The 25812-nt window shown below is 62.3% G+C and carries 25 protein-coding genes; 10 read left to right on the forward strand and 15 right to left on the reverse strand.

Translation table 11 applies throughout. The annotated features are described in order from the left end of the window. Positions 1–462: TetR/AcrR family transcriptional regulator (locus tag K678_RS05545; protein WP_039852152.1), on the reverse strand; the 462-nt coding region annotated here is incomplete at its 3' end. Positions 463–577: 115 nt separating this feature from the next. Here K678_RS05545 and K678_RS05550 point away from each other — a divergent pair. From K678_RS05550 to K678_RS05565, 4 genes are all read left to right on the forward strand, one after another. After that, the gene (locus K678_RS05550) at positions 578–1840 is read left to right on the forward strand and encodes an MFS transporter (RefSeq protein ID WP_021131475.1); all 1263 of its coding nucleotides are present in this window, start codon (positions 578–580) and stop codon (positions 1838–1840) included. Between the two features lie 134 nt (positions 1841–1974). Then, a complete protein-coding gene (locus tag K678_RS05555; RefSeq protein WP_021131476.1) occupies positions 1975–3138 on the forward strand; it encodes an aminotransferase in 1164 nt (387 codons plus the stop codon). After that, positions 3135–3605: a copper chaperone PCu(A)C gene (locus K678_RS05560; RefSeq protein ID WP_021131477.1), complete on the forward strand. Its 471-nt coding sequence runs from the start codon at positions 3135–3137 to the stop codon at positions 3603–3605. Before K678_RS05555 ends, K678_RS05560 begins: the two co-directional genes overlap by 4 nt. Then, positions 3592–4206, forward strand: a complete 615-nt coding sequence (locus K678_RS05565) for an SCO family protein (RefSeq protein ID WP_021131478.1) — start codon at positions 3592–3594, stop codon at positions 4204–4206. The genes K678_RS05560 and K678_RS05565 overlap by 14 nt, the downstream gene beginning before the upstream one ends. A gap of 6 nt (positions 4207–4212) precedes the next feature. On the opposite strand, the gene K678_RS05570 is transcribed toward K678_RS05565, so the two are convergent. Next, positions 4213–5472: an MFS transporter gene (locus K678_RS05570; RefSeq protein ID WP_021131479.1), complete on the reverse strand. Its 1260-nt coding sequence runs from the start codon at positions 5470–5472 to the stop codon at positions 4213–4215. Between the two features lie 242 nt (positions 5473–5714). Between K678_RS05570 and K678_RS05575 the strand changes: the two genes are divergently transcribed. After that, entirely contained in the window at positions 5715–6488 is a 774-nt protein-coding gene (locus K678_RS05575; RefSeq protein WP_021131480.1) for a substrate-binding periplasmic protein, read from the forward strand. A 13-nt stretch (positions 6489–6501) separates the two neighbouring features. Continuing rightward, positions 6502–8580, forward strand: a complete 2079-nt coding sequence (locus tag K678_RS17595; RefSeq protein ID WP_021131481.1) for an ATP-binding protein — start codon at positions 6502–6504, stop codon at positions 8578–8580. A 9-nt stretch (positions 8581–8589) separates the two neighbouring features. Here the strand turns inward: K678_RS17595 and cowN are convergent, their stop codons facing one another. From cowN to K678_RS05595, 3 genes are all read right to left on the reverse strand, one after another. Continuing rightward, positions 8590–8922, reverse strand: a complete 333-nt coding sequence (gene cowN, locus K678_RS05585) for a N(2)-fixation sustaining protein CowN (RefSeq protein ID WP_021131482.1) — start codon at positions 8920–8922, stop codon at positions 8590–8592. 141 nt (positions 8923–9063) lie between these two features. After that, positions 9064–9846 carry a LytTR family transcriptional regulator DNA-binding domain-containing protein gene (locus K678_RS05590; protein WP_021131483.1) on the reverse strand — a complete coding sequence of 261 codons (783 nt, stop codon included), beginning with the start codon at positions 9844–9846 and terminating at the stop codon, positions 9064–9066. Beyond that, positions 9843–10385: an FUSC family protein gene (locus K678_RS05595; protein ID WP_051185844.1), complete on the reverse strand. Its 543-nt coding sequence runs from the start codon at positions 10383–10385 to the stop codon at positions 9843–9845. The genes K678_RS05590 and K678_RS05595 overlap by 4 nt, the downstream gene beginning before the upstream one ends. Before the next feature lie 154 nt (positions 10386–10539). Here K678_RS05595 and K678_RS05600 point away from each other — a divergent pair, with 154 nt between their 5' ends. The 3 genes from K678_RS05600 (at position 10540) to K678_RS05610 (ending at position 14765) form a co-directional block, all read left to right on the forward strand. Further along, the gene (locus K678_RS05600) at positions 10540–12339 is read left to right on the forward strand and encodes an assimilatory sulfite reductase (NADPH) flavoprotein subunit (protein WP_021131485.1); all 1800 of its coding nucleotides are present in this window, start codon (positions 10540–10542) and stop codon (positions 12337–12339) included. Positions 12340–12341: 2 nt separating this feature from the next. Further along, positions 12342–14078 carry an NADPH-dependent assimilatory sulfite reductase hemoprotein subunit gene (locus K678_RS05605; RefSeq protein WP_021131486.1) on the forward strand — a complete coding sequence of 579 codons (1737 nt, stop codon included), beginning with the start codon at positions 12342–12344 and terminating at the stop codon, positions 14076–14078. A gap of 165 nt (positions 14079–14243) precedes the next feature. Further along, positions 14244–14765 carry a helix-turn-helix domain-containing protein gene (locus K678_RS05610; protein ID WP_021131487.1) on the forward strand — a complete coding sequence of 174 codons (522 nt, stop codon included), beginning with the start codon at positions 14244–14246 and terminating at the stop codon, positions 14763–14765. Here the strand turns inward: K678_RS05610 and K678_RS05615 are convergent. Both K678_RS05615 and pdxH read right to left on the reverse strand, forming a co-directional pair. Then, positions 14713–15585 (reverse strand): cation diffusion facilitator family transporter, encoded by an 873-nt coding sequence (locus K678_RS05615; protein ID WP_021131488.1) that lies wholly within the window; start codon positions 15583–15585, stop codon positions 14713–14715. The genes K678_RS05610 and K678_RS05615 overlap by 53 nt on opposite strands. Before the next feature lie 44 nt (positions 15586–15629). Beyond that, positions 15630–16232 carry a pyridoxamine 5'-phosphate oxidase gene (pdxH, locus tag K678_RS05620; protein WP_021131489.1) on the reverse strand — a complete coding sequence of 201 codons (603 nt, stop codon included), beginning with the start codon at positions 16230–16232 and terminating at the stop codon, positions 15630–15632. A 283-nt stretch (positions 16233–16515) separates the two neighbouring features. Here pdxH and K678_RS05625 point away from each other — a divergent pair, with 283 nt between their 5' ends. Beyond that, a complete protein-coding gene (locus tag K678_RS05625) occupies positions 16516–17451 on the forward strand; it encodes a DnaJ C-terminal domain-containing protein (RefSeq protein WP_021131490.1) in 936 nt (311 codons plus the stop codon). Between the two features lie 227 nt (positions 17452–17678). On the opposite strand, the gene K678_RS05630 is transcribed toward K678_RS05625, so the two are convergent. The 8 genes from K678_RS05630 to K678_RS05665 all read right to left on the reverse strand — a co-directional run bounded on the left by K678_RS05630 (position 17679) and on the right by K678_RS05665 (position 25595). Further along, positions 17679–18119, reverse strand: a complete 441-nt coding sequence (locus tag K678_RS05630) for a response regulator (protein ID WP_021131491.1) — start codon at positions 18117–18119, stop codon at positions 17679–17681. 98 nt (positions 18120–18217) lie between these two features. Further along, a complete protein-coding gene (locus tag K678_RS05635) occupies positions 18218–18667 on the reverse strand; it encodes a universal stress protein (protein ID WP_021131492.1) in 450 nt (149 codons plus the stop codon). A 13-nt stretch (positions 18668–18680) separates the two neighbouring features. Next, positions 18681–20234: an MDR family MFS transporter gene (locus K678_RS05640; protein ID WP_021131493.1), complete on the reverse strand. Its 1554-nt coding sequence runs from the start codon at positions 20232–20234 to the stop codon at positions 18681–18683. After that, a complete protein-coding gene (locus tag K678_RS05645; protein ID WP_021131494.1) occupies positions 20218–21360 on the reverse strand; it encodes an HlyD family secretion protein in 1143 nt (380 codons plus the stop codon). Before K678_RS05645 ends, K678_RS05640 begins: the two co-directional genes overlap by 17 nt. Then, a complete protein-coding gene (slyA, locus tag K678_RS05650) occupies positions 21357–21818 on the reverse strand; it encodes a transcriptional regulator SlyA (RefSeq protein WP_021131495.1) in 462 nt (153 codons plus the stop codon). The genes K678_RS05645 and slyA overlap by 4 nt, the downstream gene beginning before the upstream one ends. Positions 21819–21951: 133 nt before the next feature. Continuing rightward, positions 21952–22146, reverse strand: coding sequence for a YbdD/YjiX family protein (locus tag K678_RS05655; RefSeq protein WP_021131496.1), 195 nt, complete (start codon positions 22144–22146; stop codon positions 21952–21954). Then, positions 22139–24199 (reverse strand): carbon starvation CstA family protein, encoded by a 2061-nt coding sequence (locus K678_RS05660; protein ID WP_021131497.1) that lies wholly within the window; start codon positions 24197–24199, stop codon positions 22139–22141. The genes K678_RS05655 and K678_RS05660 overlap by 8 nt, the downstream gene beginning before the upstream one ends. 250 nt (positions 24200–24449) lie before the next feature. Beyond that, entirely contained in the window at positions 24450–25595 is a 1146-nt protein-coding gene (locus tag K678_RS05665) for a prohibitin family protein (protein WP_021131498.1), read from the reverse strand. Positions 25596–25812: the final 217 nt, after the last annotated feature.

Below are 25812 nucleotides of genomic sequence, written 5' to 3' on the forward strand. Positions count from 1 at the left end.
GGCGAGTCCCAAGCCCGAAGTTAGCCCGCAGAGGCGGCGACGCAATTCGCGCTTGTTGGCCAGGGCGACGGCATGTCCGGGATGAGTGGGGTCGGGGAACTCGATCGCGGTGTTGACGAAGGCGCAGCCGCGATAATCCGGGCTGGAAATCCGTTTGGCCAAGGCATTGAACAGGTCACGCAACTGGGCGCGGGGATTGCCCGCGCTGGCCGCTGTCACATCGTCCCACCACAGCCAATAGCGCCGGTTGCGGTCGGCAAGGAACGCCGCGACCAGATCGTCCTTAGAGGGGAATGAGCGGTAGAGGCTCATTTTCGCGACCCCCGCCTTTTCGATCACCGCCTCGATGCCGACGGCGCGAATTCCCTCCCGGTAAAACAAATCCGCCGCTGCGGCCAGGATGCGGTCGCGGGCACAGGGTTTGCCGTTACAGTCAGACGGGTGCGTTTTGGTGGTGTTCATCGTGGTTCCGGTCACATCATCGATTGACAATGATAGGAACCCCTGTGTATCGGTGCAAGGAGTAGACCGATCTGTCTCATTTTATCCCCGTCTCTCCGCGATCGCCGAGGTTCCGATGTCGCTGTTTCCTACCTTTCACCGGATACATTTCGGCTGGATCGTCGCCGGGCTGACCTTCGTCACCCTGCTGGTGGCGGCGGGGATTCGCTCGGCCCCCGGGGTGATGATGGTGCCGCTCGAAACCGAGTTCGGTTGGAGCCGGGCCACGATCTCGGTGGCGATTTCGGTCAATCTGGTTCTGTACGGGCTGATGGCACCGTTTGCCGCCGCCTTGATGGATCGGTTCGGGGTGCGCCAGACGATAGTGGTGGCCCTGTCGGTGCTGGCGATCGGTGTTGCGACCACGACGGCGATGGGGGCGCCGTGGCAAATGGTCGTGTTGTGGGGAATCGTCGTCGGGTCCGGGTCGGGCAGCATCGCCCTGGTGCTGGGGGCGACGGTGGTGACTCGCTGGTTCGATGCCTGGCGCGGAACGGTGATGGGGGTGCTGTCGGCGGCCAACGCCACCGGGCAATTGGTGTTTCTGCCTTTGATGGCGCTGGCGGTTCAGCATTGGGGGTGGCGTGTCGCCGTTCTGTTGATCGCGGCGGCGGCGGCTTTGTTGGTGCCGGTGGTCTGGGTGCTGATGCGCGAGCGTCCGGCTGATCTCGGCTTGTGGCCGGTGGGGGCGAGTGAAGCGCCGCCTGCGCTGCCGTCTCACGGTAATCCGGCCTGGACCGCGATCGTGGCGTTGGGCGAGGGTTTGCGCTCGCGCGATTTCTGGCTGCTGGCCGGGGGATTCTTCGTCTGCGGCCTCTCGACCAATGGTCTGATCGGCACTCACCTGATCCCGGCCTGTTTCGATCATGGTATCCCCGAAGTCCGGGCGGCCGGGCTGCTTGCCCTGATGGGGGCGTTCGATCTGGTTGGGACCACGTTGTCGGGGTGGCTGTCCGATCGGTGGGATTCTCGCCGTTTGTTGTTCTGGTATTATGGGTTGCGCGGACTCTCGCTGATCTTTCTCGATGCCGCTTTCGGTCCCGATGTGTTCGGTCTGTGGCTGTTTGCGGTGTTTTACGGTCTGGACTGGATCGCCACCGTGCCGCCGACGGTCAAGCTGGCTGCCCAATCGTTCGGGCGCGAGCGGGCCGGGGTGATGTTTGGCTGGATCTTTGCTGCCCATCAAATCGGGGCGGCGGTCGCCGCGTTTGGGGCGGGGTGGATACGAACCGACCTGGGGGATTACTGGCTGGCCTTCGTGATTTCGGGTGTTGCCTGCCTGCTCGCCGCGGTGATGTCGTTGATGGTCGGGCGCCGTGTCAAGCTTGAGTCGGCATAGAAAGAAATCAATATAAGGCATTGAATATAAAACAACATTCATCGCACACACTCCCGTGTGCAACGATAGGGTGCGTGCCTCATTTAAATCAGTTACTCTAGTAGCTTGTCGTCTTTGGCCGGAGAGTTCGGCGCGTGCATCCCGTTTTTGCAACCTGCGGCACCTCGGTCTTTGAAGAGATGTCGCGTCTGTCCGCCGCTCATGGCGCGATCAATCTCGGTCAAGGCTTTCCGGTGGGGATGGAACCGCCGGAGGTGCTTGCCGCCGCCGCCCGCGCTATGAACGAGGTGTCGCACCAATACCCGCCGATGATGGGGATGCCGGTCCTGCGTCAGGCAGTGGCCGAGGCCAATCGTCGCTTTTGGGGCCTTGACGTCGATTGGGAGACCGAGGTGCTGATCACCTCGGGCGCGACCGAGGCGCTGGCAGATTGTTTTTTCGCCCTGCTCAATCCGGGCGATGAAGTGATCGTCTTCCAACCTGCTTATGACAGTTACGGGGTGGCGATCCGCCGTGCCGGGGGCGTGCCGGTGCCGATCCGGCTTGACCCGCCGGATTGGGATTTGCCGCGTCAGCGGATTGTCGATGCGATCACGCCGCGCACCCGACTGATCGTTCTCAACAGCCCGATGAACCCGATCGGAAAGGTATTCGACCGCGACGAACTAGCCTTTCTCGCCGATCTGCTTGATCGTCACGATCTGATCGCGGTCTGCGACGAGGTCTATGAGCACATCACCTTTGACGATGCGCTCCATATCCCGCTGATGACACTGCCCCAGGCGCGCGAGCGCTGCTTGCGGATCGGGTCGGCGGGCAAGACGTTTTCGGTCACCGGGTGGAAGGTCGGCTATGTCACCGCTCCGCCCGCTCTGCTGGGGCCGGTTGCCCGGGCTCACCAGTTCCTGACCTTCACCACGCCGCCGATGCTGCAAAGCGCCGTCGCGGTCGGACTGGGGCTGGGGAACGATTATTTCGACGGGCTGAAGGCGACGTTGCGCCAGCGTCGCGACGTGTTGGCGGCCGGATTGCGCGGGTTGGGAATCGAGGTGTTGCCCTGCGATGGCACCTACTTCCTCTGCGCCGGGATAACTGGTCTTGGGGATGACGATCATGCCCTGTGCCGCCGCCTGACCGCCGAAGCCGGAATCGCCGCTATTCCCCTCAGCAGCTTTTACGAAGACCGGGCTGTCCGCTCCCACCTCCGGTTCTGTTTCGCCAAGGAAACCGTCGATCTGGAGCGGGCGGTGGTGCGGATCGAATCCTGGCTTGGTCAAAGACAAAGGAGAGCGATATGAAGCGTTTCCTCGGTGCCGTGGGCGCTGTGATCCTGGGCATGGCCGCGTTGCCCGCCTTGGCGGGCGAGATCGAGATCGGCAATGCTACCCTGCGGCCTCCGGTGGTGGCGGGGGGGAATGGAGCGGCTTTTTTCACGATCACCAATCACGGCCCGGCTGACCGTCTGATCGCTGCTGCTGCCACCGCTGCCCGCTCGGTCGAGTTGCACACCCATATCCGCGACGGAGACGTGCTGCGGATGCGCAAGGTCGATGCGATTGCGGTGCCCGCGCAGGGGCAGGCCGAGTTGAAGCCGGGCGGCGACCATGTGATGCTGTTCGGACTGGACCCGGCGGCGACCGGTCCCGGCGCCCATGTGCCACTGACCCTGACCTTCGAACGGGCGGGAGATATCCAGATCGAGGTTCCGGTCGCGGCTTTGCCTGCGGCGGCTTCCGGGCATCATGGAGCGCATGGTGATCAATAACACGGTTAAGGCCGCGGGCCTGATCGCCGTTCTGGCCGTCTTGCTGATCCTGGTGGCGGCGCTCAATCCCGGTTTGTCCGAACGGATCAGCCAGGGGTTGGCGCTGGTCACATCGCCCCGGCTTGATACCGGGTTCACCCTGACCGATCCGACCGGAAAGACCGTTACCGACCGCGATTATCGTGGTCGGTATATGCTAGTCTTTTTCGGCTATACGTTCTGCCCCGACGTCTGTCCGACCACTTTGACCGTTCTGGCCGGAGCGCTCGACCATCTCGACGCGGCGACCGCCGCCAAGATCGTGCCGGTTTTCGTTTCGCTCGATCCCGAGCGCGACAGTCCGGCGGTGATGGGGCAGTACGTCGCCGCCTTCAGCCCCGCGATCGTCGGCCTGACCGGCAGTGCCGATGCGATCGCCCAGGTCAAGAAAAGCTATCGGGTCTATTCCGCCAAGGTCGAAGGCAGCGCCCCCGATCTCTACACCATCGACCATTCGGCGTTGCTGTATCTGATCGGCCCCGATGGGCGCTTTCGTGCCACCATCGATCCCGGTCATTCCGCCGCGGGTCTGGCGGCGGAACTTTCCCGCGCGGTGCAATAGGGGCCGTCAGTCCGGCTCGGTTTCGCTGGCGCGGCGTTGCCGTTCAACGCGCAAGCGGGGCAGGTGGCGGTGAAACAGGAGTCCGGCGGCGGCGCAGATCAGGCCGCCCAGCGCGACCGTCGGCGGTGCCCCGACTCGTCCCGCCAATATACCGGACAGCAGGGCGCCGAACGGGGTCATCCCGATAAACATAATCGAGTACAGCGCCATGGTGCGCCCCCGATAGCGGTCGGGGACCATCATCTGGATCAAGGTGTTCGAGGACGCCATCTGAACCATGAAGCAAAAGCCGGTGCAGACCAGGATCGCGGCCGACAGCCAGAACCAAGGCGACAGGCTGAACAGCACCAGCGACAGCCCAAACCCGACTGAGCCATAGGCGACCCAGGTCTCCAGCCCATGGAGTTTGCTGCGGGTTGCTAGCAGCATCGCGGCACAGAGCGCTCCCAACCCTGACGCACTCATCAAGATGCCCAATCCGGCCGCACCGCCGCCCAGGATGCGGTCGGCGAAGATCGGCATCAGCACGGTGTAGGAGATTCCCATCAGGCTGGCGATGCCGAGCAACAGCATCAAGGCACGGATCGGGCCGTGCCCGGCGACAAAAGCGACGCCTTCGCGGATATTGAACAGCACGCTGCCGGAACTCGGTTGTCTTGGCTCAGGGTGGCGGCGCATCGCCAGGAGCCCGGCGATCACCGCCAGATAGCTGACCGCATTGACGGTGAAACACCATCCTTCTCCACCCGCCGCCACCACCAGTCCGGCGATGGCCGGACCGAACAGGCGGGCACCGTTGAACAGCGAGGAATTGAGAGCGATCGCGTTGGGCAGATCGTCGCGCCCGACCATCTCGACAATGAAGGCTTGGCGGGCCGGGATGTCGAAGGCGTTGGACACGCCCAAAAGCGCGGCCAGGGTGAACAATTCCCACACCTGGACCCGTTCGGTCAGTGTCAGAACGGCGAGGACCGCCGCCAGCACCATCGCGCTGGTCTGGGTTATCAACATGATGCGGTGGCGGTCAAAGCGGTCGGCGACGACACCGCCCAGGGTGGCGAGCAGAAAGACTGGACCCTGGGAGGCGAATCCCATCAATCCCAGCAGTTCTGCCGAGCCGGTCAGACGGTAGACCAGCCACGATTGCGCCACGGTCTGCATCCAGGTGCCGATCAGCGAGATCAGTTGACCGGCGAAGAACAGCCGGTAATTGCGGTGATGCAGGGCGCGGGCAAGCAGGGCAAGTTTGGGGGGTGGATTGGTCATGGCCGACCCATCAGCGCCCGAAGCCGGGCTGTAGGTCAAGTGTCGAGTTGTCCGACACTTGGGTCCGGTCGAGCTTGCCCGCATCGCTTGTCTTGGCTGGTACGATGTCGGAAAATAATACAATATCGGAGCCAGTGCGAAGGGTGAGCGCTGTTAATCGCGGGCGGATCGCAATCACGCTGGCGAAGGGGGGATGGATGTCGGTTTGCTACCGATGGTGGGCGTCACGGCCTGTCATTGTATTGACTTTTCTTCTGACCGTCTTCGCCTTCGGTGCTCCCGCCCAGGCGGCCGATAATCGTGAATCGACGATTTACCAGCGCGGCGTTCTGCGTGTCTGCATCTGGCCCGATTATTACTCGATCACTTTCCGCAATCCCCGCACCGGGACGTTGGAAGGAATCGATATCGACATGGCGCGGGCCTTTGCCGCCGATCTGGGGGTGTCGGTGGCGTTCATCGAAAGCTCGTTCGCCCGTCTGATCGAAAACCTGTCCGGCAATGCCTGCGACATCGCGATGCATGCCGTTGGGGTCAGGGCTGATCGCGCCGCCCATGTCGCCTTCAGCGCCCCCACTTTGATCAGCGGCATCTATGCCGTCACCATCCGCGATCATCCGACCATCCATACCTGGGCCGATATCGATCGTCCCGGTATCGTCGTGGTGGTGCAAAAGGGGACCTATATGGAACCCGAAATGCGCCGCCGTCTGGTTCACGCAGAATTGCGGGTGGTTTCCGCGATCCAGGAACGCGAGCGCGAAGTCGAAAGCGGCCGCGCCGATGTTTTCATGACCGATTACCCCTATGGTCGGCGGATGGCCGATCTGACCGACTGGGCATTGCTGATCGAACCGCCGGTGCCTGTAGCGCCGACCGCGTATGCTTATGCGCTGCCCAAGAACGAGCCGGCCTGGCTGGACCGGGTCAATCGCTTCGTTGCCTCGGTCAAGGCTGACGGACGCCTGCGCACCGCGGCCGAGCGCCATCGTCTGCTGCCGATTTTGGCCGAATAGCCAAGGAGTGGGGATGGCTCGTCCGCTGCCGCCGCCCACCCCACCTTCCGCTGCGGGTCCCGCCGTCGCCTCGCGTCTGCGAGTCGCCAGACCGTTATGGATCGCCGGATTCCTGGCCTTCTCGGTGGCGGGATTGTTCGCCGCAGCGGTGGCGGTCTCGTTGCGCGACGCAATCGACCATCAGGGGGAGAGCGCCCGTCTGGTCGCTGCTCTGGCCGAGGAAAGCCTGACTCGCAGTCTTGAATCGACCGAAAGCACCTTGGCCGCGATCGGCTCGATCGTGCGAAACCCAAACAATAACGGGGCATTGCGGCAGGCGTTCGAACAATCGCTTCGCTTTGCGCCGCATCTGCGGCAAGTGGTGGTGATCCATCGCGACGGTCGCGTGCTGGCCGACAGCGCCAACCGATCGGTGGGGGCCACAATCGATTTGGAGCGGTTGGGGTTTCACACCGGACTCGGTGCTGACAGGGCACATGATCCGACTCAGCTTGATCTGGGTGGTGAAGTCACCGGACGGTACCTTCCCCTGCTCAACATGCCGCCGGATCTGTCACCCCGCAGCATCGTTCCGGTTGCCCTGGCCGCCGGTCCCGATTTCGTTGTGGTCGGCGCGCTCAATCCCACCCATCTGCTGCGCCGGTTGTCGTCGTCCGGGCTGGGACCATCCAGTTCGGTACAGTTAACCCGGCTTGATGGGCATCCGATTCTGACCGCCGAGGACCCCCAACGGTCGGTTCTTGCCAACGGGCGAGGAGTATCGCTGATGCCCGCGGTCGATCAGGGGCTCCAGTCCGGGATGTTGCCACTGTCCGGTCCGGGAGAGGCGGGGGTGGCGGCGTTCCGTCTTTCCTCGCATTACCCTCTGGCGGTGGTGGCGGCGATCTCGCGCCAGGACGGGATTGAAACATGGCTGCGCAATAGCGGAATCCTGCTGTTCTGGGGGGCGGTGTCGCTGGGCGGCCTGCTGGTCGGTGGCGGATTGTTGCTGCGCGAGATGGTGCGGCGGATCAGCCTGCAAGACGAGGTGCGGTTGCTGGGGCTAACTCAGACCGTGTTCGCCCATTCGGCCGAGGCGATGCTGATCACCGGCGAAGACGATCGCATCCTCGCCGCCAATCCGGTCTTTGCGACATTGACCGGCTTAGACGCGGCGGCCTTGGTCGGGCGTTCTCCCGCCGAATTCCTGGAGATGGATTCCGTCGCGGCGGTGGGAGACGGCCCCTCGCACTGGCGGCTGCGCTCGGCATCCGGGTCTTCGCGTGCCGTCACTCTGACCCGTGCGCCGCTGGGCAGCGGTACCGTGATCATGACCTTAAACGACATTACCGAGCGGATTGACAATGAACGTCGTCTGCAAGACGCTCTGCGCCAGGCAGAATTCGCCAATCGGGCCAAAAGTGAGTTTCTGGCCGCGATGAGCCATGAATTGCGCACGCCGTTAAACGCGATCCTGGGCTTTTCCGAGATTATCCGCGACGAATTGGGCGGGCCGGTCGATCCGGCATTGTGCCGCGATTATGTCACCGATATCTATAACAGCGGCTCTCACCTGCGCGACATCATCAACGATCTGCTTGATCTCGCCCGGATCGAAGCGGGAAAGCACAATCTGGTTCCCCAGCCGCTCGATATCGATGCCGAGATCGCCATCTGTGTCCGATTGGTACGGGAACGTGCCGCGCACCACCGGCTCACTCTGACAATTGTCCCGTGCTCTTGCCCCAACCGGGCGGTGCTGTATGCTGATCAGCGCGCTGTGCGTCAGATGCTGTTCAACTTGTTGTCGAACGCGATCAAGTTCACCCCACCGGGCGGAGATGTTACCGTGTCGTGCGATTGCGATCCCGATGGCTCGGTTCGGTTGGCGGTCAGCGACAGCGGGATCGGGATCGCGCCCGAACTGCACGAGGTCGTGTTCCATGCCTATGAACGGGTGCCCAACAATGTGGTCCGCAAGATCGAGGGCAGCGGGCTTGGCCTTGCGCTGGTGCGGACGATGATGAACCAGCATGGCGGATCGGTGACGTTGGTGAGCACCCCCGGGGTCGGGTCAACCTTTACCCTGGTTTTCCCCCCGGGGGCTTGCTGAACGCGGCGGTTAGAAGCACTCTTCCTCAAGCTTCTTCAACGCCTCCATCGCCACGTCATCGTCATGGTCCTCGAACAGTTCGACCATGTAATAGACGTGGGAGTGGAGCAACAGCAGCTTGTCGGTCGTCGCGGTCGCGCTGCTTTCGGCCAGTGCCAGCCGCTGACGGAAGCGGTCCCACAGGGCGTTATTCTTCGCCGGGTCGTCGATGTGGCGATAGAGATGGCCCAGCACCACCTCCATGTTGCCGTCGAAATCAATGCCGCGGAAGCTGATATAGCGATCGGGGTTGGCGGCGGACTCGTCCGCGGACAGAGAGAGCGAAGCCGGGGAAGACGTCATGGACGGTACCTTCATGCCAGGAGAAGCCGAACCGTAAGGCTTCGCTCAGGGTGACATTGCCCGGCCTGAGCGGACAAGTCCTTGCGCGTGAACCGTTCGATATCTGCACGAACGACACTGAAGCTGCACGGACGGCGGCGATCACACCGCCAACAGACGCCGCATCAGGTCGATTTTGTCTCGGCTGACCGGGATCAGAGTGGAATCCGGGTCGGCCAACCGCAGATGCAGGCGGCCCTGGTCCCGTTCGGCGGCGAGGACGTGGCGGATATTGACGAGGTGGCGGCGATGGACCCGAACGAAGGTCAGCGGATCGAGCCTGCGTTCAAGATCGGCCAGCGGACGCGGGCAGAACGCGGTGAAGGACAGCGTTTTCGCTTCGGCATAATGACCCTGGGCAGTCAGGCAGGCGACCTGATCGACATCGATCAACGTGGTAACGCCCCCCTTGCCGCGCATCAGCGGCAGTTTGAGCAGGGGGCCGAGGCCGTCTTCGCCCGTGTCGCCCATCTGAAGCTCGCCCTGGGCATGAAACATCATGCAATAGCCGATATTGGCGGGGGCGGGGCCGGTATGCAGCCGGGTCACCTTCGCCACCAGACTCCCCATCGGAGTCGTCACCAGCAACGAAGCGACTCCATCGGCCGAATCGCGGGCGCAATCGATCAGCCAGCCGACCTTGGCCCGCGCCCCCTCGGGGTGGAGGGACAGGATATCGACCCCGTAAAGCGGTGTCGTGCTTTCGCGGCCCAACAACAATTGCCGGGCCAGCGGATTGACCGAGCGAATCTTGCGCGCCGCATCAAGGATCACCACCCCCACCGGGGTCCGTTGCAGCCGGTATTCGAACGAGCCGCCATCGGCCGCACCAGCGGCCATGAACGAAGGGGCGCGGTGGGGATGGGATTTAGATTCCTCACTCATCGCGCCTGATGTCTCCGCCGCCAGAGACGCGCGGATCCCGCCCAGGTCAGGGCCACCAACAGCGCCATCGCCGACCCCAGACAGGATTCGAGGAACCGCAAGCTGGCATTGCTGACGGGATGCAGGTCGGGATTGATCACGGTCAGGATCGCGATCACCGTCACCGTGATCGCCGACAGTCGGCCACCGTCGGTCAATTGGAGCAGGGCACCGGCTCCGGCAGCCAGCCCCGCCGCAACGGTAAGGCCCAAGAGGCTGAACGGCAGGAAAGAGAGATAGAGGGCGGCGATCACTGCGCCGACCAGGGTACCCCAGACCCGCAGCGTGGCGGCGACCCTGGTGCCGGGCAGATCGTCTTGCAGCGAGGCCAGCCCGGAAACGGACGCCCACATTGCCCCGAACAAGGCGGAGTCGGGATGGATCAGGCCAGTGAAATAAATCCCGCCGCTATAGGACAGCAGCACGACGGTAAACGCCTTGATCGCCCGGCTGAGGGCGAGCGAGCGGCGGATCGAATCGAGACTGAGGATGCTCTTCATTTGCTGTGGAAGATAGGGGGGGCGGCGTTTCGAGACAAGCCCATCGGCTGGAACAATGCTCGTCAGGAAAAAATGATGTCGCACCATTGAGAAACGCGGCGCGGCTGCATAAATGCCGACTACCCTGTTCCAAACGGCGAACAACCGAGGTTCCATGACGGCAGAGTCCTCTTTTCGCGCGTCGCCCCTCGGCCCCGACGCGGCCCGGAAACTCGATGATTTGATCGGGATCGTATCGGCGGATGAAGCCCTGTGGATCAGTGGCTATCTGGCCGGTTTCGCCTCCAAGGCGGGGCAGGGATTCCGTGATGCCGCGCCGAAGACCGAGGCGGTGGCGACCGAACCGCTGGTGATCCTGTTCGGATCGCAGACAGGGCATTCCGCCGAGCTTGCCCGCCATATCGAGCGCCGTGCGATTGGAATGGGGCTGGCCGCCCGTGCCATCGACATGGCGTCCTATCCGCTTCAGGAAGTGAAATCCCTCCGCCATCTTCTGCTGGTGGTCAGCACCTATGGCGAAGGCGAGCCACCGGATGCAGCGCGGGGATTTCACGAATTTCTGATGGGGCGTCGGGCACCGCGTTTGCCTGGGGCTGAATTTGCCGTGCTGGGCCTGGGCGATTCCAGCTTCCGCCATTTCTGCAAGACCGCCCGTGAGTTCGATGCCCGATTGGAAGAATTGGGGGCGCATCGCCTGATGCCCAGGCTCGATTGCGACGTCGATTACGAAGACCCGGCCGAGACATGGATCGAGGCGACCCTGGCGGCGATCGCCCCACACCTGACCAAGGTTCCGGTTGTCTCCGTTGCCACTTCCATCCCATCTGCCGGGGGGTATGACGAGGCCAATCCGTTCCCGGCTCCGCTGCTGGATACGATCCCGCTGACGGGGCGAGGGTCGGACAAGGTGGTTCGCCATGTCGAGCTGTCGCTGGAAGGATCGGGACTGGTCTATCAGCCCGGCGATGCGCTGGGGGTGCACCCCCGGAACGATCCGGCCCTGGTGGCGGAACTGATCGAAACCCTGCATCTGGATCGCGATGCCTTGATCGCCGAAGGCGGGCAACAGCAGCCTTTGGCGACGGTGCTTGAGCAGACGCGGGAGATAACCCTGGCGACGTCCCGCTTCATCGATCTCTATGGCGATGCGGCGAAGGCGCGAAAGCTGAAGACGCTGACCCGCCCCGATAAACGTGACGAGCTCGAAGCCTATCTGAAGGGGCGCCAGATCGCCGATATCGTCCGCGAGTTTCCCGCCAAGGGGATCGAGCCGGGCAGCTTCGTCACGATGTTGCGGAAATTGCGCCCGCGCCTCTATTCGCTGGCGTCCAGTCCTCTGGTGTATCCCGACGAGGCCCACCTGACCGTCGGTCTGGTCGCGTTCGGCGCGGCCGAGCGTCCCCGCCGCGGGGTGGCTTCGGGTTGGCTGGCCGAGCGGGTCGGGCCGGAAGACACGGTCCCGGTCTTTGTCGCCGCCAACGAGCATTTTCGTCTGCCCGCCGATCCGACCCGGCCGATTCTGATGATCGGGGCAGGAACCGGGGTTGCTCCCTTCCGCGCCTTTATGCAACAGCGCGAGGCGATCGGAGCGAGCGGACGGAACTGGCTGTTTTTCGGCGATCGTCGCTTCCGTACCGACTTCCTCTATCAGACCGAATGGCAGCGTCTGGTCAAGACCGGACTGTTGACCCGGATGGATGTCGCCTTCTCGCGCGATCAGGCGGAAAAAGTCTATGTCCAGCACCGCCTGTTGGAACAGGCCAAGGATGTCTTCGCCTGGATCGAAGCGGGCGGCCACGTCTATGTCTGCGGCGACGCCTCGACTCTGGCTCCGGCGGTCGAAGCCGCTTTGACCCGGATCGTCGCCGACCATGGCGGTCTTGGTCCCGAACAGGCTGCCGACTATCTCAAACGTCTTCAGCGCGAAGGCCGCTATCAGAGGGACGTCTATTGACCATGGATGAGCAGCCCACCCGTTCGCCCGAAGACCGCTCGCGCGATGTCACCCAGCCCTTGTCGGCTCTCAGCCCCGCCGAAAGCCTGAAAGCATCCAGCGATTATCTGCGTGGCACGATTGCGCAAGGGTTGGTCGAACCATTAAGTGGCGCGATCTCCGCCGATGATCAGAGCCTTTTGAAATTCCATGGAATTTATCAAGAGGATGATCGCGATCTCCGTGACGAGCGACGGCGGCAGAAGTTGGAACCGGCCTTTGAATTCCTGGTGCGGTTGCGTCTGCCGGGTGGGGTGTGCTCCCCCCAGCAATGGCTGGTGCTGGACGATCTTGCCCGCACCTATGCCAACGGGACGTTGCGCCTGACGACGCGACAGACCTTTCAGTTCCACGGCATCTTGAAGAAAGATCTGAAGAAGACGATCCAGGGAATTGATAAAGCTCTGCTCGATTCGATCGGGGCCTGCGGCGATGTCGTGCGCGGGGTGTTGTGCTCATCCTTGCCCGAACGCTCGCGCCTGCACACCGAATTGTACGAACTGGCGAAACGGACCAGCGAACATTTCCTGCCCAAGACCCGCGCCTATCACGAAATCTGGCTGAATGAGACGAAGGTGGCGGGCAGCGCCGCCGAGGATGAACCGCTGCTTGGCAAAACCTATCTGCCGCGCAAGTTCAAGATCGCGTTTGCTGCTCCGCCGTCGAACGATGTCGATGTCTATACCCACGATCTTGGCTTTATCGCGATTGCCGAGGAAGGGCAACTCGTCGGCTTCGATGTCGTTGTTGGCGGGGGGATGGGGCGGGCCGACAACGATCCCACCACCTTTCCTCGTCTCGCCGATCCGATTGGTTTTTGCCGCACCGACGAGGTGATTGCGGTTGCCGAGGCGGTGGTGTCGATCCAGCGCGATTACGGCGACCGGGTCACCCGCAAACATGCGCGGATGAAATACACCATCGATTCGCGTGGGGTAACGTGGTTTCGGGGCGAACTGGAACGCCGCCTGGGGCGGAGCCTGGAGCCGCCGCGTCCCTTTGTCTTTACCGCGAACACCGATCCGTTCGGCTGGACCGAGGGAGAGGACGGACGGTCTCATTTCACTCTGTTCGTCGAAAACGGGCGGGTGAAGGGACGGATGATGGAGGGCGTGCGTGCTCTAGCCGCGATTCATCAGGGCGATTTCCGTCTGACCGCCAACCAGAACCTGATTATCGCCAATATTCCCGCCCATGAGCGGGGGCGAATCCAGGCTGTGCTGGCCGAGTACGGATTGGATGGTGGAGGCGACAGCGGCCCCAGCCTGTTGCGGCGCAACGCGATGGCTTGCGTGGCCCTGCCCACCTGCTCGCTGGCAATGGCGGAAAGCGAGCGTTATCTGCCCGGCTTCATCACCCGGCTCGAGAAAATCCTGGTCGATTTTGGTCTGGGCGAGGTGCCGATTATTCTGCGGATGACCGGCTGCCCCAACGGTTGCTCGCGTCCTTATGTCGCCGAGATCGGCTTCTCCGGACGGGGGCCGGGGACCTACAACCTCTATCTCGGGGGCGGTTTCCACGGTCAGCGCCTCAACCGCCTGTTCCTCGAAAATGTCGATGAAGAGACGATTGTCGCGACGCTGACCCCAATCTTCCGCCGTTTTGCCGCTGAACGCGGCGCAGATGAACATTTCGGCGATTATGTGATTCGGGCTGGGCTGATCGCGCCGGTGACCTCGGGACGGGATTTTACCCGGTAAGCGGGATAAACGAAATGTGATGGAGTGTTGTCCTGTCCGATCACATCTCTAGGTAGTCATGCGCTTTGTGGTGTTTTCTTAGGTTGCTGTCTGTGCGAGGATGAGGCGTCAGGGTTTTGTCGATCCTGGCGATTCAGGCATTTTGCAACCTAGGCGGATGACACCGTGTCGAATACCCGTACATCAAGCCGTGGGCGCACCCCGTCCGGGCGCCCCAATCCCGTCGATATTCACGTCGGCGAGCGCTTGCGCCTGCGGCGCATGCTGCTGGGCCTCAGTCAGGAAGCCCTGGCGCGATTACTGGGGCTGACCTTTCAGCAGATTCAGAAATACGAAAGCGGCGCCAACCGCATCGGAGCCTCGCGGTTGTACGACCTCGCCCATGCCCTGGGTGTGTCGGTTGATTATTTCTATGAAGAGATGACCGAGCAGGTGCGGCAGGCCAGCCCCCGCCATATGGTGCGGCTGGATTTAGAGCCCGAGGTGCCGCCGATTCTATCGGTCAATAGCCGCGAGACTCTGGATCTGATCCGGACCTATTACCGGATCAACGATCCCTCGGTGCGCCGCCGGGTGCACGAGCTGGCCCGCTCTCTTGGGGCACAGCTCGAACGTCAGGCGGAACGGCTCCGGCTTAGTCAGGGTGTCGATGCGGTTCGGCAGAATCGGCCGGATCCTGGTGAATGATGATATCGAAGCGGGGATATTCGGCCAGAATGGCCGCTTCGACCTCATCGGCGATCCGATGCGCCTCGGCCAGCGGCAGGGTACCCGGCAATTCAAGGTGAAGCTGGATGAACCCCTGGCGGCCCGATGTACGCGAGCGCAGATCATGCATGCTCTGCACTTCGGGATGAGCCAGAACCAGGGCACAGATACGGTCGCGGTCGGAATCCGGCAATTCCCGGTCCATCAGCGTGTCAAGCGCGCCGCGAGCGATTTGCGCCGCATTGATCATCAGCCAGATGCCGATGGCGATGGCGAAGATCGGATCGGCGACGGTCCAGCCCGGCCCCATTGCCAACAGCAGCGAGATGATGACGCTGGCATTGATCGCGACGTCACCGGCGTAGTGCAGCGAATCCGCCGAAATCGCCAGTGATTTCGTTCGAGCCACCACCCGGCGCTGGAACGCGACCAAGGCAAAGGTGGCCAGGATCGAGAACACCATCACGGCGATACCCCATTCGCCATGGGTGACGGGCTCGGGGTGAACCAGACGTCCCCCGGCCTCGACCATCAGCAACCCACCCGATCCGACAATGAACGCCGCCTGTCCCAGACCGGCCAGCGCCTCGGCCTTGCCATGACCGAAGCGATGTTCGTGATCGGCCGGTTGCAGCGCCTGACGCACCGCCATCAGGTTGAGCGCCGAGGCGGCGAGGTCGAGAGCGGAATCAATCAGGGTTGACAGCAGCGATACCGATCCGGTGGCGATCCAGGCGGCCAGCTTGGCGGCGATCAGCAGGGCCGCGGTCGCGGTCGAGGCATAGGTCGCCAGCCGCATCAGCCGGGCTTCCGCCTTGTCGTTCTCGTGTAATGACGCGGCGGCTAGGGGAAGAGAGTGACGGTCGTCCATGATCCATTTTCCCGAAGAAAAACCTGCCGCTCATGCAGCCTGAACTGGCGGTCCTGCCAAAACTCGATCCGCTTGGGCACCAGACGAAAGCCCGACCAATGCGGCGGGCGCGGCACCGTGCCAAGTCCGAAGCGGGCGGTGAATTCGGCGATCCGGCGCTCGAGCTCGAACCTGCCGGTCAGAATCCGCGACTGGCGCGAGGCCCAGGCCCCGATCTGACTGGCGCGGGCCCGGCTGGCGTAATAGGCATCGGCCTCTTCTTCCGACACCGGGACGATGTCGCCTTCGACGCGAATCTGCCGTTTCAGGCTTTTCCAGTGGAAGCACAGCGCCGCCTGGGGGTTTTCCGCCAGATCCTGTCCCTTGCGGCTTTCCAGATTGGTGTAGAAAACAAAACCGCGTTCATCAGCGCCCTTCAATAGCACCATCCGCACACTGGGACGGCCGGTCGCATCGGCGGTGGCCAGCGCCATGGCGTTGGGATCATTGGGTTCGTGGCGGGCGGCTTCGTCCATCCAGGCGTGAAATTGGGGAAGCGGGTCGTTCCCATCGGCAGGTTTCGAAGTCTGAGACATGATATCCTGTGGATTATTCCCTCTTGCCGAGGGTACCTCAAAATGCCCCAAATTCATCCCATATGGTAGTCGTTCCTTAAATCTGATCTTGACGCGAAGAGACTGAGATGCAGCCGCAATTTGCCGATTGCTTTCCCCCTTTTGTCCGCTGCCGCGGCGTTACCCCGCCGCCAACGCGGAATCCCGGGTGGTGGAGTCGGTCGAGTTTCCGTAACATGCCGCCCGACGGGGGCCGGCTTGTTCCCGTCCTTGCACTTTTCTCGATCATGCGGACGCCGATATTGTGAAAGACCCTTATCAGATTCTGGGCGTGGCCAAGACTGCCACCGACGACGAAATCAAGAAGGCCTATCGCGCGCTGGCTCGCGAACTTCACCCTGACCTCAATCCCGGTGACAAAAAGGCCGAGGAACGGTTCAAGGACATCTCGGCAGCCTATGACTTTCTGTCGGATACGACCCGGCGCAGCCAGTACGATTCGGGAGAAATCGACGCCACCGGCGCGCCGCGTCGGACCCGCTCCTCGTCCTGGCGTCCCGGCACGGGCGGCGGAACCGATTGGGGATCGGCCGGGTCGGCCTGGGGATCGCGCAGCGGTTTTTCCTTTGGCGATGATGCCGACGATATTCTGGCCGAGATGATGCGGCGCAAGGCGCAGGGCCGCGCCCGCTCCGATTCCCATCGCGGCGGCGAGGTCCGTCATTCTCTGACGGTTTCCTTCACCGACGCGGCGCAGGGGGTGACCAAGCGGGTAACCCTCATCACCGGCCGCACCGTCGAGGTCAAGATTCCTCCCGGAGCGACCGACGGCCAGACTTTGCGGCTGAAAGGGCAGGGTCAGCCCGCCGGTCCGACCGCCGCGATTGTCCCTGACGCCTTCATTGACCTGCATGTTGAAAGCCATCCCTATTTCGTCCGCCGCGAGCTCGATATTCTGATCGATCTACCGATCTCGGTGCAGGAGGCGGTGCTGGGAGGCAAGGTCACCGTGCCGACCATTGACGGCAAGGTCACGTTGAGCATTCCCCCGGACTCGAATGGGGGCGGCGTCTTGCGGCTGAAGGGCAAGGGGATTGCTGGTTCCGACGGAACTCGCGGCGATCAGTTGGTCACCTTACGGGTGGTTCTGCCCGAAAATGATGCCGAGTTTAAAAAGCTGGTCGAGAAATGGGGGCCGCGCAACGGCTACGATCCCCGTGCCAAGGCTGGAATGGCTTGATACCAACTGGTCAAGGACTTGGCCGGTTGTATTGTGCCTCTGCCTTAGCGGGCGCATTCGCGGCCCTCGGTCGCCGCCGCAATGGCGGCTAAATACCGGCCAACGGGGTAAATCGAGGTGAGATAATCCCGGCCTGGGGGGATCGCTTCAAAGTGATCTTTCCAGGCCGAAGGTCGCGTAGGTGACGGGCTGTTCCCTCAGCCCCGCGTCTTCACTCTCGGCTTCTCTTACATTTTATGGCCGGGCAGGCGGATCACGCCGAACCAATATTCCTGAATACCCTGAATCGCAGCGAACAGGGCATCAACATCAACAGGTTTGGTGACGTAGCCCGACGCCCCGGCGCTATAAGCGCTGGTGATATCGCGTTCGGCGTCCGACGTAGTCAGCATCACTACCGGGATGTCGCGCAACTGTGCATCGGCTTTCAACTCGCTTAAGACGGCATGGCCGTTTTTACGCGGCATGTTGATGTCGAGTAGAATCAGATCGGGGCGCACCGGGCCGTTATGCCCGTTGCTGTCCTTGCGCAGGAATTCCATTGCCGCCATGCCATCGGCAACATGGTCGAGCCGACAGGGGTACCGCCCGACCGAGAACGCTGCTTTGACCAGACCGGCATCGCCGGGATCATCATCGACCATGAGAACGACAAAGGGGGGCGGCATTCTTGCACGCGTCCTGATATTTACGAATAAGTGCAAGTGTACCCTTCTGTGGCGCGCCAAGGGAAACAAACTTTGGCAGCCTGGCTCTGCCGATCGATTTATCCCGGTTGGATCAGGGGTGTCTCTGCGACGATCAGCACATTGCATGGGGCGCGCTCAAGCAAATCGTGTCCAACCGAGCGATCGACCAGACGTCCTAGCCATGACAGATGGCGGTGACCGATCACGATCAGATCGGCGGAGATCTCGGTGGCCAGGCGGGCGATTTCATCTGCCGCCAAGCCGGTTGGGGCATGGGTTCGGCAGGGCAGTCCGTTTGCGGCCAACTGACGCGCCGATGCCTCCAGAGTGGCGACGGTGTCGTGATCCAGCACATCGAATGGCACAGAGGTCGGGTTGGCGATCCCCAATTCCCAATGGCGAGCCGGGTCAGAGACCGAAACTACATGCAACTCTCCCCCACATTGGGTGGCGATATCCGCCGCCGCCTTGATAACAGCCGAAAGTTGTGGCGAGGCATCGACGGCGATCAGTACGATTCTGGGCATCGGACTCTTCCCCTTATTCCTTTCGACGCGGCCGCATCAACCAAGCCGGACCGAGGGCAACGAAAAAGATCACGGCGACCAGCAGGAAGCTGTCGCGAAATCCCATCACACTGGCCTGGGCCGCCACTATGCTCGACAGGAAACGGTAGACCTCCTGGCTGTGAAGGGAGAACTGCGGGCTATCCGGAATCCCGGCGCGGGTCATCAAGACCGCCAGCTTGTTCAACGTTTCGGTCGCGGCGGCTCCGCCCGTCTGAAGGGCGTTGAAGGCATCGGCATGGAGCGCGGTTTGCCGCTCCAGCGCGACCGACAGCGCCCCCACTCCAACGGCACCGCCCAATTGGCGCATGAAGTTGATCGCTCCGGCCCCCTGGCTGATCAGGGCCGGGTCCAGAACCCGTAACGCTCCGACATTCAGAGACGGCAGGATCAGACCGAGCCCGATCCGGCCCACCACCACCCATCCGGCAAAGACCCAGAAATCGGTCGAGGTGTCGGCGTTTGCCATCAGAAGGCTTGACCACGCAAACAGGATCAGACCGGAGAGGATCAGGATATAGGGTGGCAGCCGGTCACTCATTCGTCCGGCCAGGGGAAAGACCACGCCAAGAACGATCCCGGCAGGCATCAGCAACAGACCGGATTCGGTGGGGGTATAGCCCTGGACGGTCTGGACGAACAGCGGGACCAGATAGGTGGAGCCGTACAATCCCAATCCCAGGATGAAGGCAACCGCCGAGGCAACTGCGAAGCGGGGATTGAGGTAAACGCCCAGCGACAGAATCGGCGATCTCGTCCGGTTTTCGTGCCAGATGAAGCCCAACGTCGCGACCCCGGCCAGGGTAAATCCGCCGGTGACCATCGTGGACTCCCAGCCCTGGCGCTGTCCATTGGCCAGGGCGGTCAGCAGCGCGGCAATCGCCACCGACAGCAGGATGAAGCCCAGCATGTCGAACGCGACCGGGCGGCCGGGGGGGCGCGTCGCCAGGAAGGTCGGGGCCAGGAGGATTCCGGCGAAGCAGAAGGGGGGGCCAAGAAAGAAGACATCGCGCCAGGAATAATTGTCAATCAGCATCCCGCCCAGGGTTGGCCCCAACGCCGGGGCCAGGATCACGCCGACGCCGTAAATCCCCATCGCGGTGCCGCGCTCGGCGGGGGGGAAGGCGCGGAAGATCACCACCATCGCCAGTGGCTGGACCAGCCCGGCAGCAGCGCCTTGCAGGGTGCGGGCGACGATCAGAACGTCTTCGTTGGGGCTAAGGCCGCCCAGGATCGAACTGGCGATGAACACGACCAGGGCGGCGATATAGGTCGTGCGGGTGCCAAAGCGGGCAATCGCCCAGGCGGTCACCAGCATCGTCGCCGTCATCGCCGCCAGAAAAGCGGTGGACAGCCATTGCGCCTTGTCCTGCCCCATCCCGAATTCGCCCATGATGTCGGGCAGGGCAACATTGACGATCGTCGCCGATAGCACCATTGCGATGGTGCCCAGCATCACCGTGCCGGTGGCGTACCATTTGTAGGCCGGACCATAGCGCTCGGCGAGGTCTTCAGCGCTGACCGACATCGATATCAATCTCCACCATCATGCCGGGTCGCAAGGGGAAATCGTCGGGTTGAGTAACGGCGATCCGCAGCGGAACCCGCTGGGTGATCTTGGTGAAATTGCCCGATGGGTTCGGGCTGGGCAGCAAGGCAAACTGGCTGGTGGTGGTGTTGCCGATCCGCTCAATCGTCCCGGTGAAGCTGCGGTCGGGATAGGCATCGACGGCGATCGAGACACTCTGGCCGGGACGCAGGCGTTCCAGCTTGGTTTCCTTGATGTTGGCCTCGACCCACACCGTCTTGGGGTCGTGTAGCAGCAACAGGCGTTGGCCGGGGATCACATATTCGCCGGGTTCGACGAATTTCTGATCGACGATGCCATCGACCGGGCTGCGAACGACGCGGTCGCCCATTGATATCTCGTGCTGACGCCGTTGTGCCTCGATCTGCTCGGCATCGTGGGCCAGCCGTTCGGTCTCTTTTTGCAGCACACCGACATCACCCAGATGGGCGCGGGCCTCGGCCAGGGCGGCTTCGGCCTCGCCTAACCGGGCCTGGGCGGCGCGCTGGGCCTCCTCGGCTCGCCGCAATTGCGAACGATGGAGGTCCCAGGTCTGGCGCGAGGCATATTGCGCGGCGAGCAAGGCGTCAGTGCGGTGAAAATCCTCGGCGGCGCGCTCCGCCTCCGAGTGAGCGGCGGCCAGATCGGCGATTGCGGCGGTGCGGCGCGCTTCGGCGGCGGTAACCGCGCTGGTCGTGGTGCCGGTAACGATCCGCATCTGGGCTTCGGCGCGTTCGCGGTCCAGCCTGATCGAGTCGGCGCGGGCCTTGAGCTCTTCCAACTGCTGGGCCGCCTCGCGCTGGTCGATCACAGCGAGGACGTCTCCCGCTTTGATCTTCTGTCCGTCGGTGACCGGGCGTTGCGCGATCCAGCCATCAATCCGGCTGCTGATTGTTACCATGTCGGCCATCACCCGGGCATCGCTCTCCGTGATGTGATCAAGGCGGCCATACGACCAGCCTCCTACCACGAGCACGGCGACGAGGGCGGCCCCGATCATCGCCTGGCCGCGCAACCGGGGTAGACGCGACATCGCCCGCAGACGCAGCCCCAGCGAAGGACGGTCCGGCGATAAGAGCGGCTTCATAGCGACTCTCCGTCACTCGTCCGACCGCCGCCAAGATTTCGGGTCATCCGGGCGATCAGCGACTGGCACAGTTCCAACTCGGCATCGTCGATTTCACTCAAGGCTTCGGCGCGCAGGATGGCGGCAATCGTGGCGATTTCGCCGATCAGCGGCGTCGCAGCGGAGGTGAGGTGAATGATCTTGCTGCGGCGGTCGGTCGGACAATCGCGCCTCTCCAGCAAGCCCAGCCTCTCCAGGCCGTCGAGCACGCGCACCAGGGTCGGACCTTCGACGCCGACCCGTTCGACCAGTTCACGTTGCGGCAGATGGCCATCAGCTTTCGACAGATGGAGGAGAATCGTCCATTTCGCCTGGGTCAGCCCCAGGGGAGCCAGCCGCTCGTCCAGTCGCGCCCGCCACAGCCGGGCCAGTCGGGCGAGATCGAAACCGAATTGTTCTTTGGCCCGAGGGGGTGCCATCGGATTCTCCAACGCGGGAAATAGGTATGAGGCTATTAAGTAGGAAGCTATCGATTTTGACGCAAGCCCCAAAATGACGAAGGCTGGCATTGCTGCCAGCCTTCGCCGTTCCGGTTCGCACGAATTCGTCTGTTCAGCAGCAGCGGGTTGCTCCGCCGCCGCCGTACCGCGCATCCTGGCGGTTGCGGAAGAATTCCTCGTAACTCATCACCGGGTCGTCGGGATGGCGGGTCATCTGGTGAATGACATACCCATCGTAATCGGGCACGCCCACCATCAAGCGGCTGGCCTGGCTGAGGATGCGATAGGCAACCTTCAGATCAAGCATGCCCCACCTCCTTGGTCCCACCGGATTCGAGTGCGGTCGGGTGATCTGTGGCGATCGCCCGACGGATCGAAACGATGCCAAAACCCACCATCGCCACGACCAGGATCAGCAGGAAGATCGCGATCCCGGCATCGACATAGGCGTTGAAGACGATCTGGTTCATCTGGTCGATCGTCTTGGCCGGACCGATCACCTTACCGGCATCAAGTGCGGTGCCGAATTTGTCGGCCTGCGCCAGGAAGCCGATTGCCGGGCTGGCGTGGAACACCTTCTGCATTCCGGCAGTCAGGGTGCAGATCAGCAGCCAGATCGCCGGAAGCACGGTGACCCAGGCATAACGCTGCCGTTTCATCTTGAACAGCACCACTGTGCACAGCACCAAAGCAACCCCGGCCAGCATCTGATTGGCGATGCCGAACAGCGGCCACAAGGTGTTGATGCCGCCCAACGGATCAATCACGCCGGTATAAAGGATATAGCCCCACAAGGTGACGGCGATCCCGGTGGCGATCAGGTTGTTGCTCCAGGATTTGGTCTGGCGGAAGCTGGGAGCGACCGCGCCGATCATGTCCTGGACCATGAAGCGGCAGGCACGGGTGCCCGCATCGACGGCGGTGAGGATGAACAACGCCTCGAACAGGATCGCGAAATGGTACCAGAAGGCCATCATCGCCTTGCCGCCGATGACGCTGGAAAAGATTTGCGCCATGCCCACCGCCAAGGTGGGAGCACCGCCTGCCCGCGACAGGATCGAGGTTTCGCCGACATCCTTGGCGGTCTCAAGCAGCATTTCCGGGGTAATCGCAAAGCCCCAGGAACTGATCACCGTCGCCGCGTTGGCGACGTCGGTGCCGATCCGGGCAGCCGGGCTGTTCATTGCGAAATAAACGCCGGGGTCGATCACGGTGGCGGCGACCATCGCCATCACCGCGACGAAGCTTTCCATCAGCATGCCCCCATACCCGATCAGGGGGATCTGTGTCTCGGTTTCCAACATCTTGGGCGTGGTGCCCGATGAAATCAGGGCGTGGAAGCCCGACACCGCGCCACAGGCGATGGTGATGAACAGGAAGGGGAACAGATTTCCAGCAAAGACCGGCCCGGTTCCGTCGATGAACTGGGTCACCGCTGGCATCTTCAGAGTGGGCATCACGACGAGAATGCCGAGTGCCAAGCAGATGATCGTGCCGATCTTGAGGAAGGTAGAGAGGTAGTCGCGCGGGGCCAGCAGCAGCCACACCGGCAACACCGAGGCGACGAAGCCATAACCGATAATCATCAGCGCCAGTTGTTCCCCCTTGAAGGTGAACAGCGGGGCCAGATCGGGGCTTTCGGCGACGGTCTGGCCATAGAGCAGGGCTGCCATTAGCAGGGCAAAGCCGATCAGACTCATCTCGCCGATCCGCCCCGGCCGCAGGAAGCGGGCATAGATCCCCATCAGGATCGCGATCGGAATGGTGGCGATGACGGTGAAGGTGCCCCAGGGGCTGCCGGTCAGAGCCTTGACGACCACCAGGGCCAGGACGGCAAGGATGATGATCATGATCATCAGCACGCCGACCAGCGCCAGCGATCCGGCGAGGGGGCCCATTTCCGAACGGATCATGTCGCCCAGCGAGCGACCGTCACGGCGGGTCGACAGGAACAGAACCATCGAATCCTGAACCGCTCCGGCGAAGACGACACCAGCGAGAATCCATAGGGTGCCGGGAAGATAGCCCATTTGCGCCGCGAGGACCGGGCCGACCAGCGGACCCGCCCCGGCGATGGCGGCGAAGTGATGGCCGAACAGCACATATCGGTTGGTGGGGACGTAATCGAGGCCGTCATTGTAACGAACAGCCGGGGTCAACCGATTCGCATCGACGCTCATCACCTTGCTGCCGATGAACAGGCCGTAAAATCGATAGGCGATGAAATAGGTACAGACGGCGGCGATCACGAGCCAGATGGCATTGACGCTCTCGCCGCGCTCCAGCGCCACCACGCCCAGCGCAAAAGCACCGAGCAGGGCCGTGGCTAGCCACACCAATTTAGATAGAGGTGCACCCATGGACCTAATCCTCCACTCTGGGAGCCAAGGCAAAAGTTATATTATTGGCCGGGCGCGGAGTCTATTTCCGTCACGGGCTCAGATCAAATATTGCGACGCAATATCACCTGGAGCGCTTCCATTCTCCTCGGCACGCAACCTGAAATTACGCCCGGGGCCCCGGCTGATTTGGAGACGTGCTGGCAACGCGCCGCAGGTTTTACTTGGACAGGAGGTGGCAGCGACGATGTGCGGGGCAAACCCTTTTGGGTCAGGGTTTGCGGGCCGAAGCGTCGGCGGGTTTGCTTTCAGGCTGATCCTTGGGTTGAGACTTGCCTTCGGGCGGTAAAATGGTTTGCCCCATCATCGCTGGCGGAATCGACGGCTCTACTTTGCGTTCAACCCCATACGTCGTCGGTCGGGCAGCATTCTGAGGCGGGATGTCGGACGAGCGGGCATTGTGGGTTTTCAACTCGGTCGCGGTCGAGGTGTCCTTGGTCGCGGCGGCATCGCTGCGGGGGCCGGATGGTGCCGGGTTGTCGGCGGTGTTGAGGATCACCGGCAAGCCATCCTTGCCGCCGCCAATAATGATGATCTTGCCGTTGGGTGAGGTCGACAACGCGATTGTCGCTTCGATTCCCCGCAGGCGCAAATATTCCGGGGTGATGGTGCGGGCGACGATGTCTTGGAAGGTCCGAATACCTTCGGCCTCGATCTTCTTGCGCTCACGTTCTTTTTCTTCACGGGCGATACGGAAATCGTACTCAAGCATCGCCTGGTATTGCTCGGCCTTGCGCTCGATCGCCTCGGTCACCTTGTCGGGGAGTTTCACCGAGCGGATCAGCACATCTTCAACAGAAACCAGTTTGCCGCGAAAGCTTTGATTGACCAGGGACGAGCCCAGTTCCCGCACCATCCGTTCCAGCAACTCGGCCTGGATAAAGCCACGGGCGTCAGAATAAAGCTGTTCCGGGGTATAGCGCGAGATCAGTTCGCGGACATGTGATCCGATTTCGGGATAAACCAGAATTTCGGGATAATCCGGGCCAACCAGGGAATGCAGCAATCCCAGCGCATCCTTGTTGACGCGATAGCGAACCGCTACTTCGACCTGCATGGTCAGGCCGTTCGAGGAAATCGTGTCATATGTCCTGGCATTGTTCTGAAGCCGGGCGTCATAGACATACATCTCGTCCCACGGAAAGATGGCATGGACGCCTTCGCCGTAGGTTCGGTCGGTTACCGTCCCCCCGAAAAAGCGCAGCCACAACACTCCGGCATGACCGGCGGGGACGTTGATAAAAATGCTGGGGGCAAGGAGGATGATGCCGAGGATCAGCAGTAGAGAAAAAATGTAGATGGAACTGGCGTTCTGGCGCAGGCGACGGTGCAGCGAGCGAAGACCAGATCGATCCATAAAGCGACGGAAAGACCCCGGCGAACCGTCCGCCACGGGTGGTGCCGCATTGTTTACCTCTGCCATCTTCACCCTTCTCGCTCGTCGGGCTTATCCTGAAGCGGTCGGTTTGCCCCGAAATACTCGCGATCAATCCACGCGATGCCGGTTCAGGCACCACCGAAGACAGGATTACTCTAACGTAACTTTCTCGATTTGCTTACGAATTTCGCGAGAT

The organism is Magnetospirillum fulvum MGU-K5, assembly GCF_000442515.1.
Lineage (GTDB): Bacteria > Pseudomonadota > Alphaproteobacteria > Rhodospirillales > Magnetospirillaceae > Phaeospirillum > Phaeospirillum fulvum_B.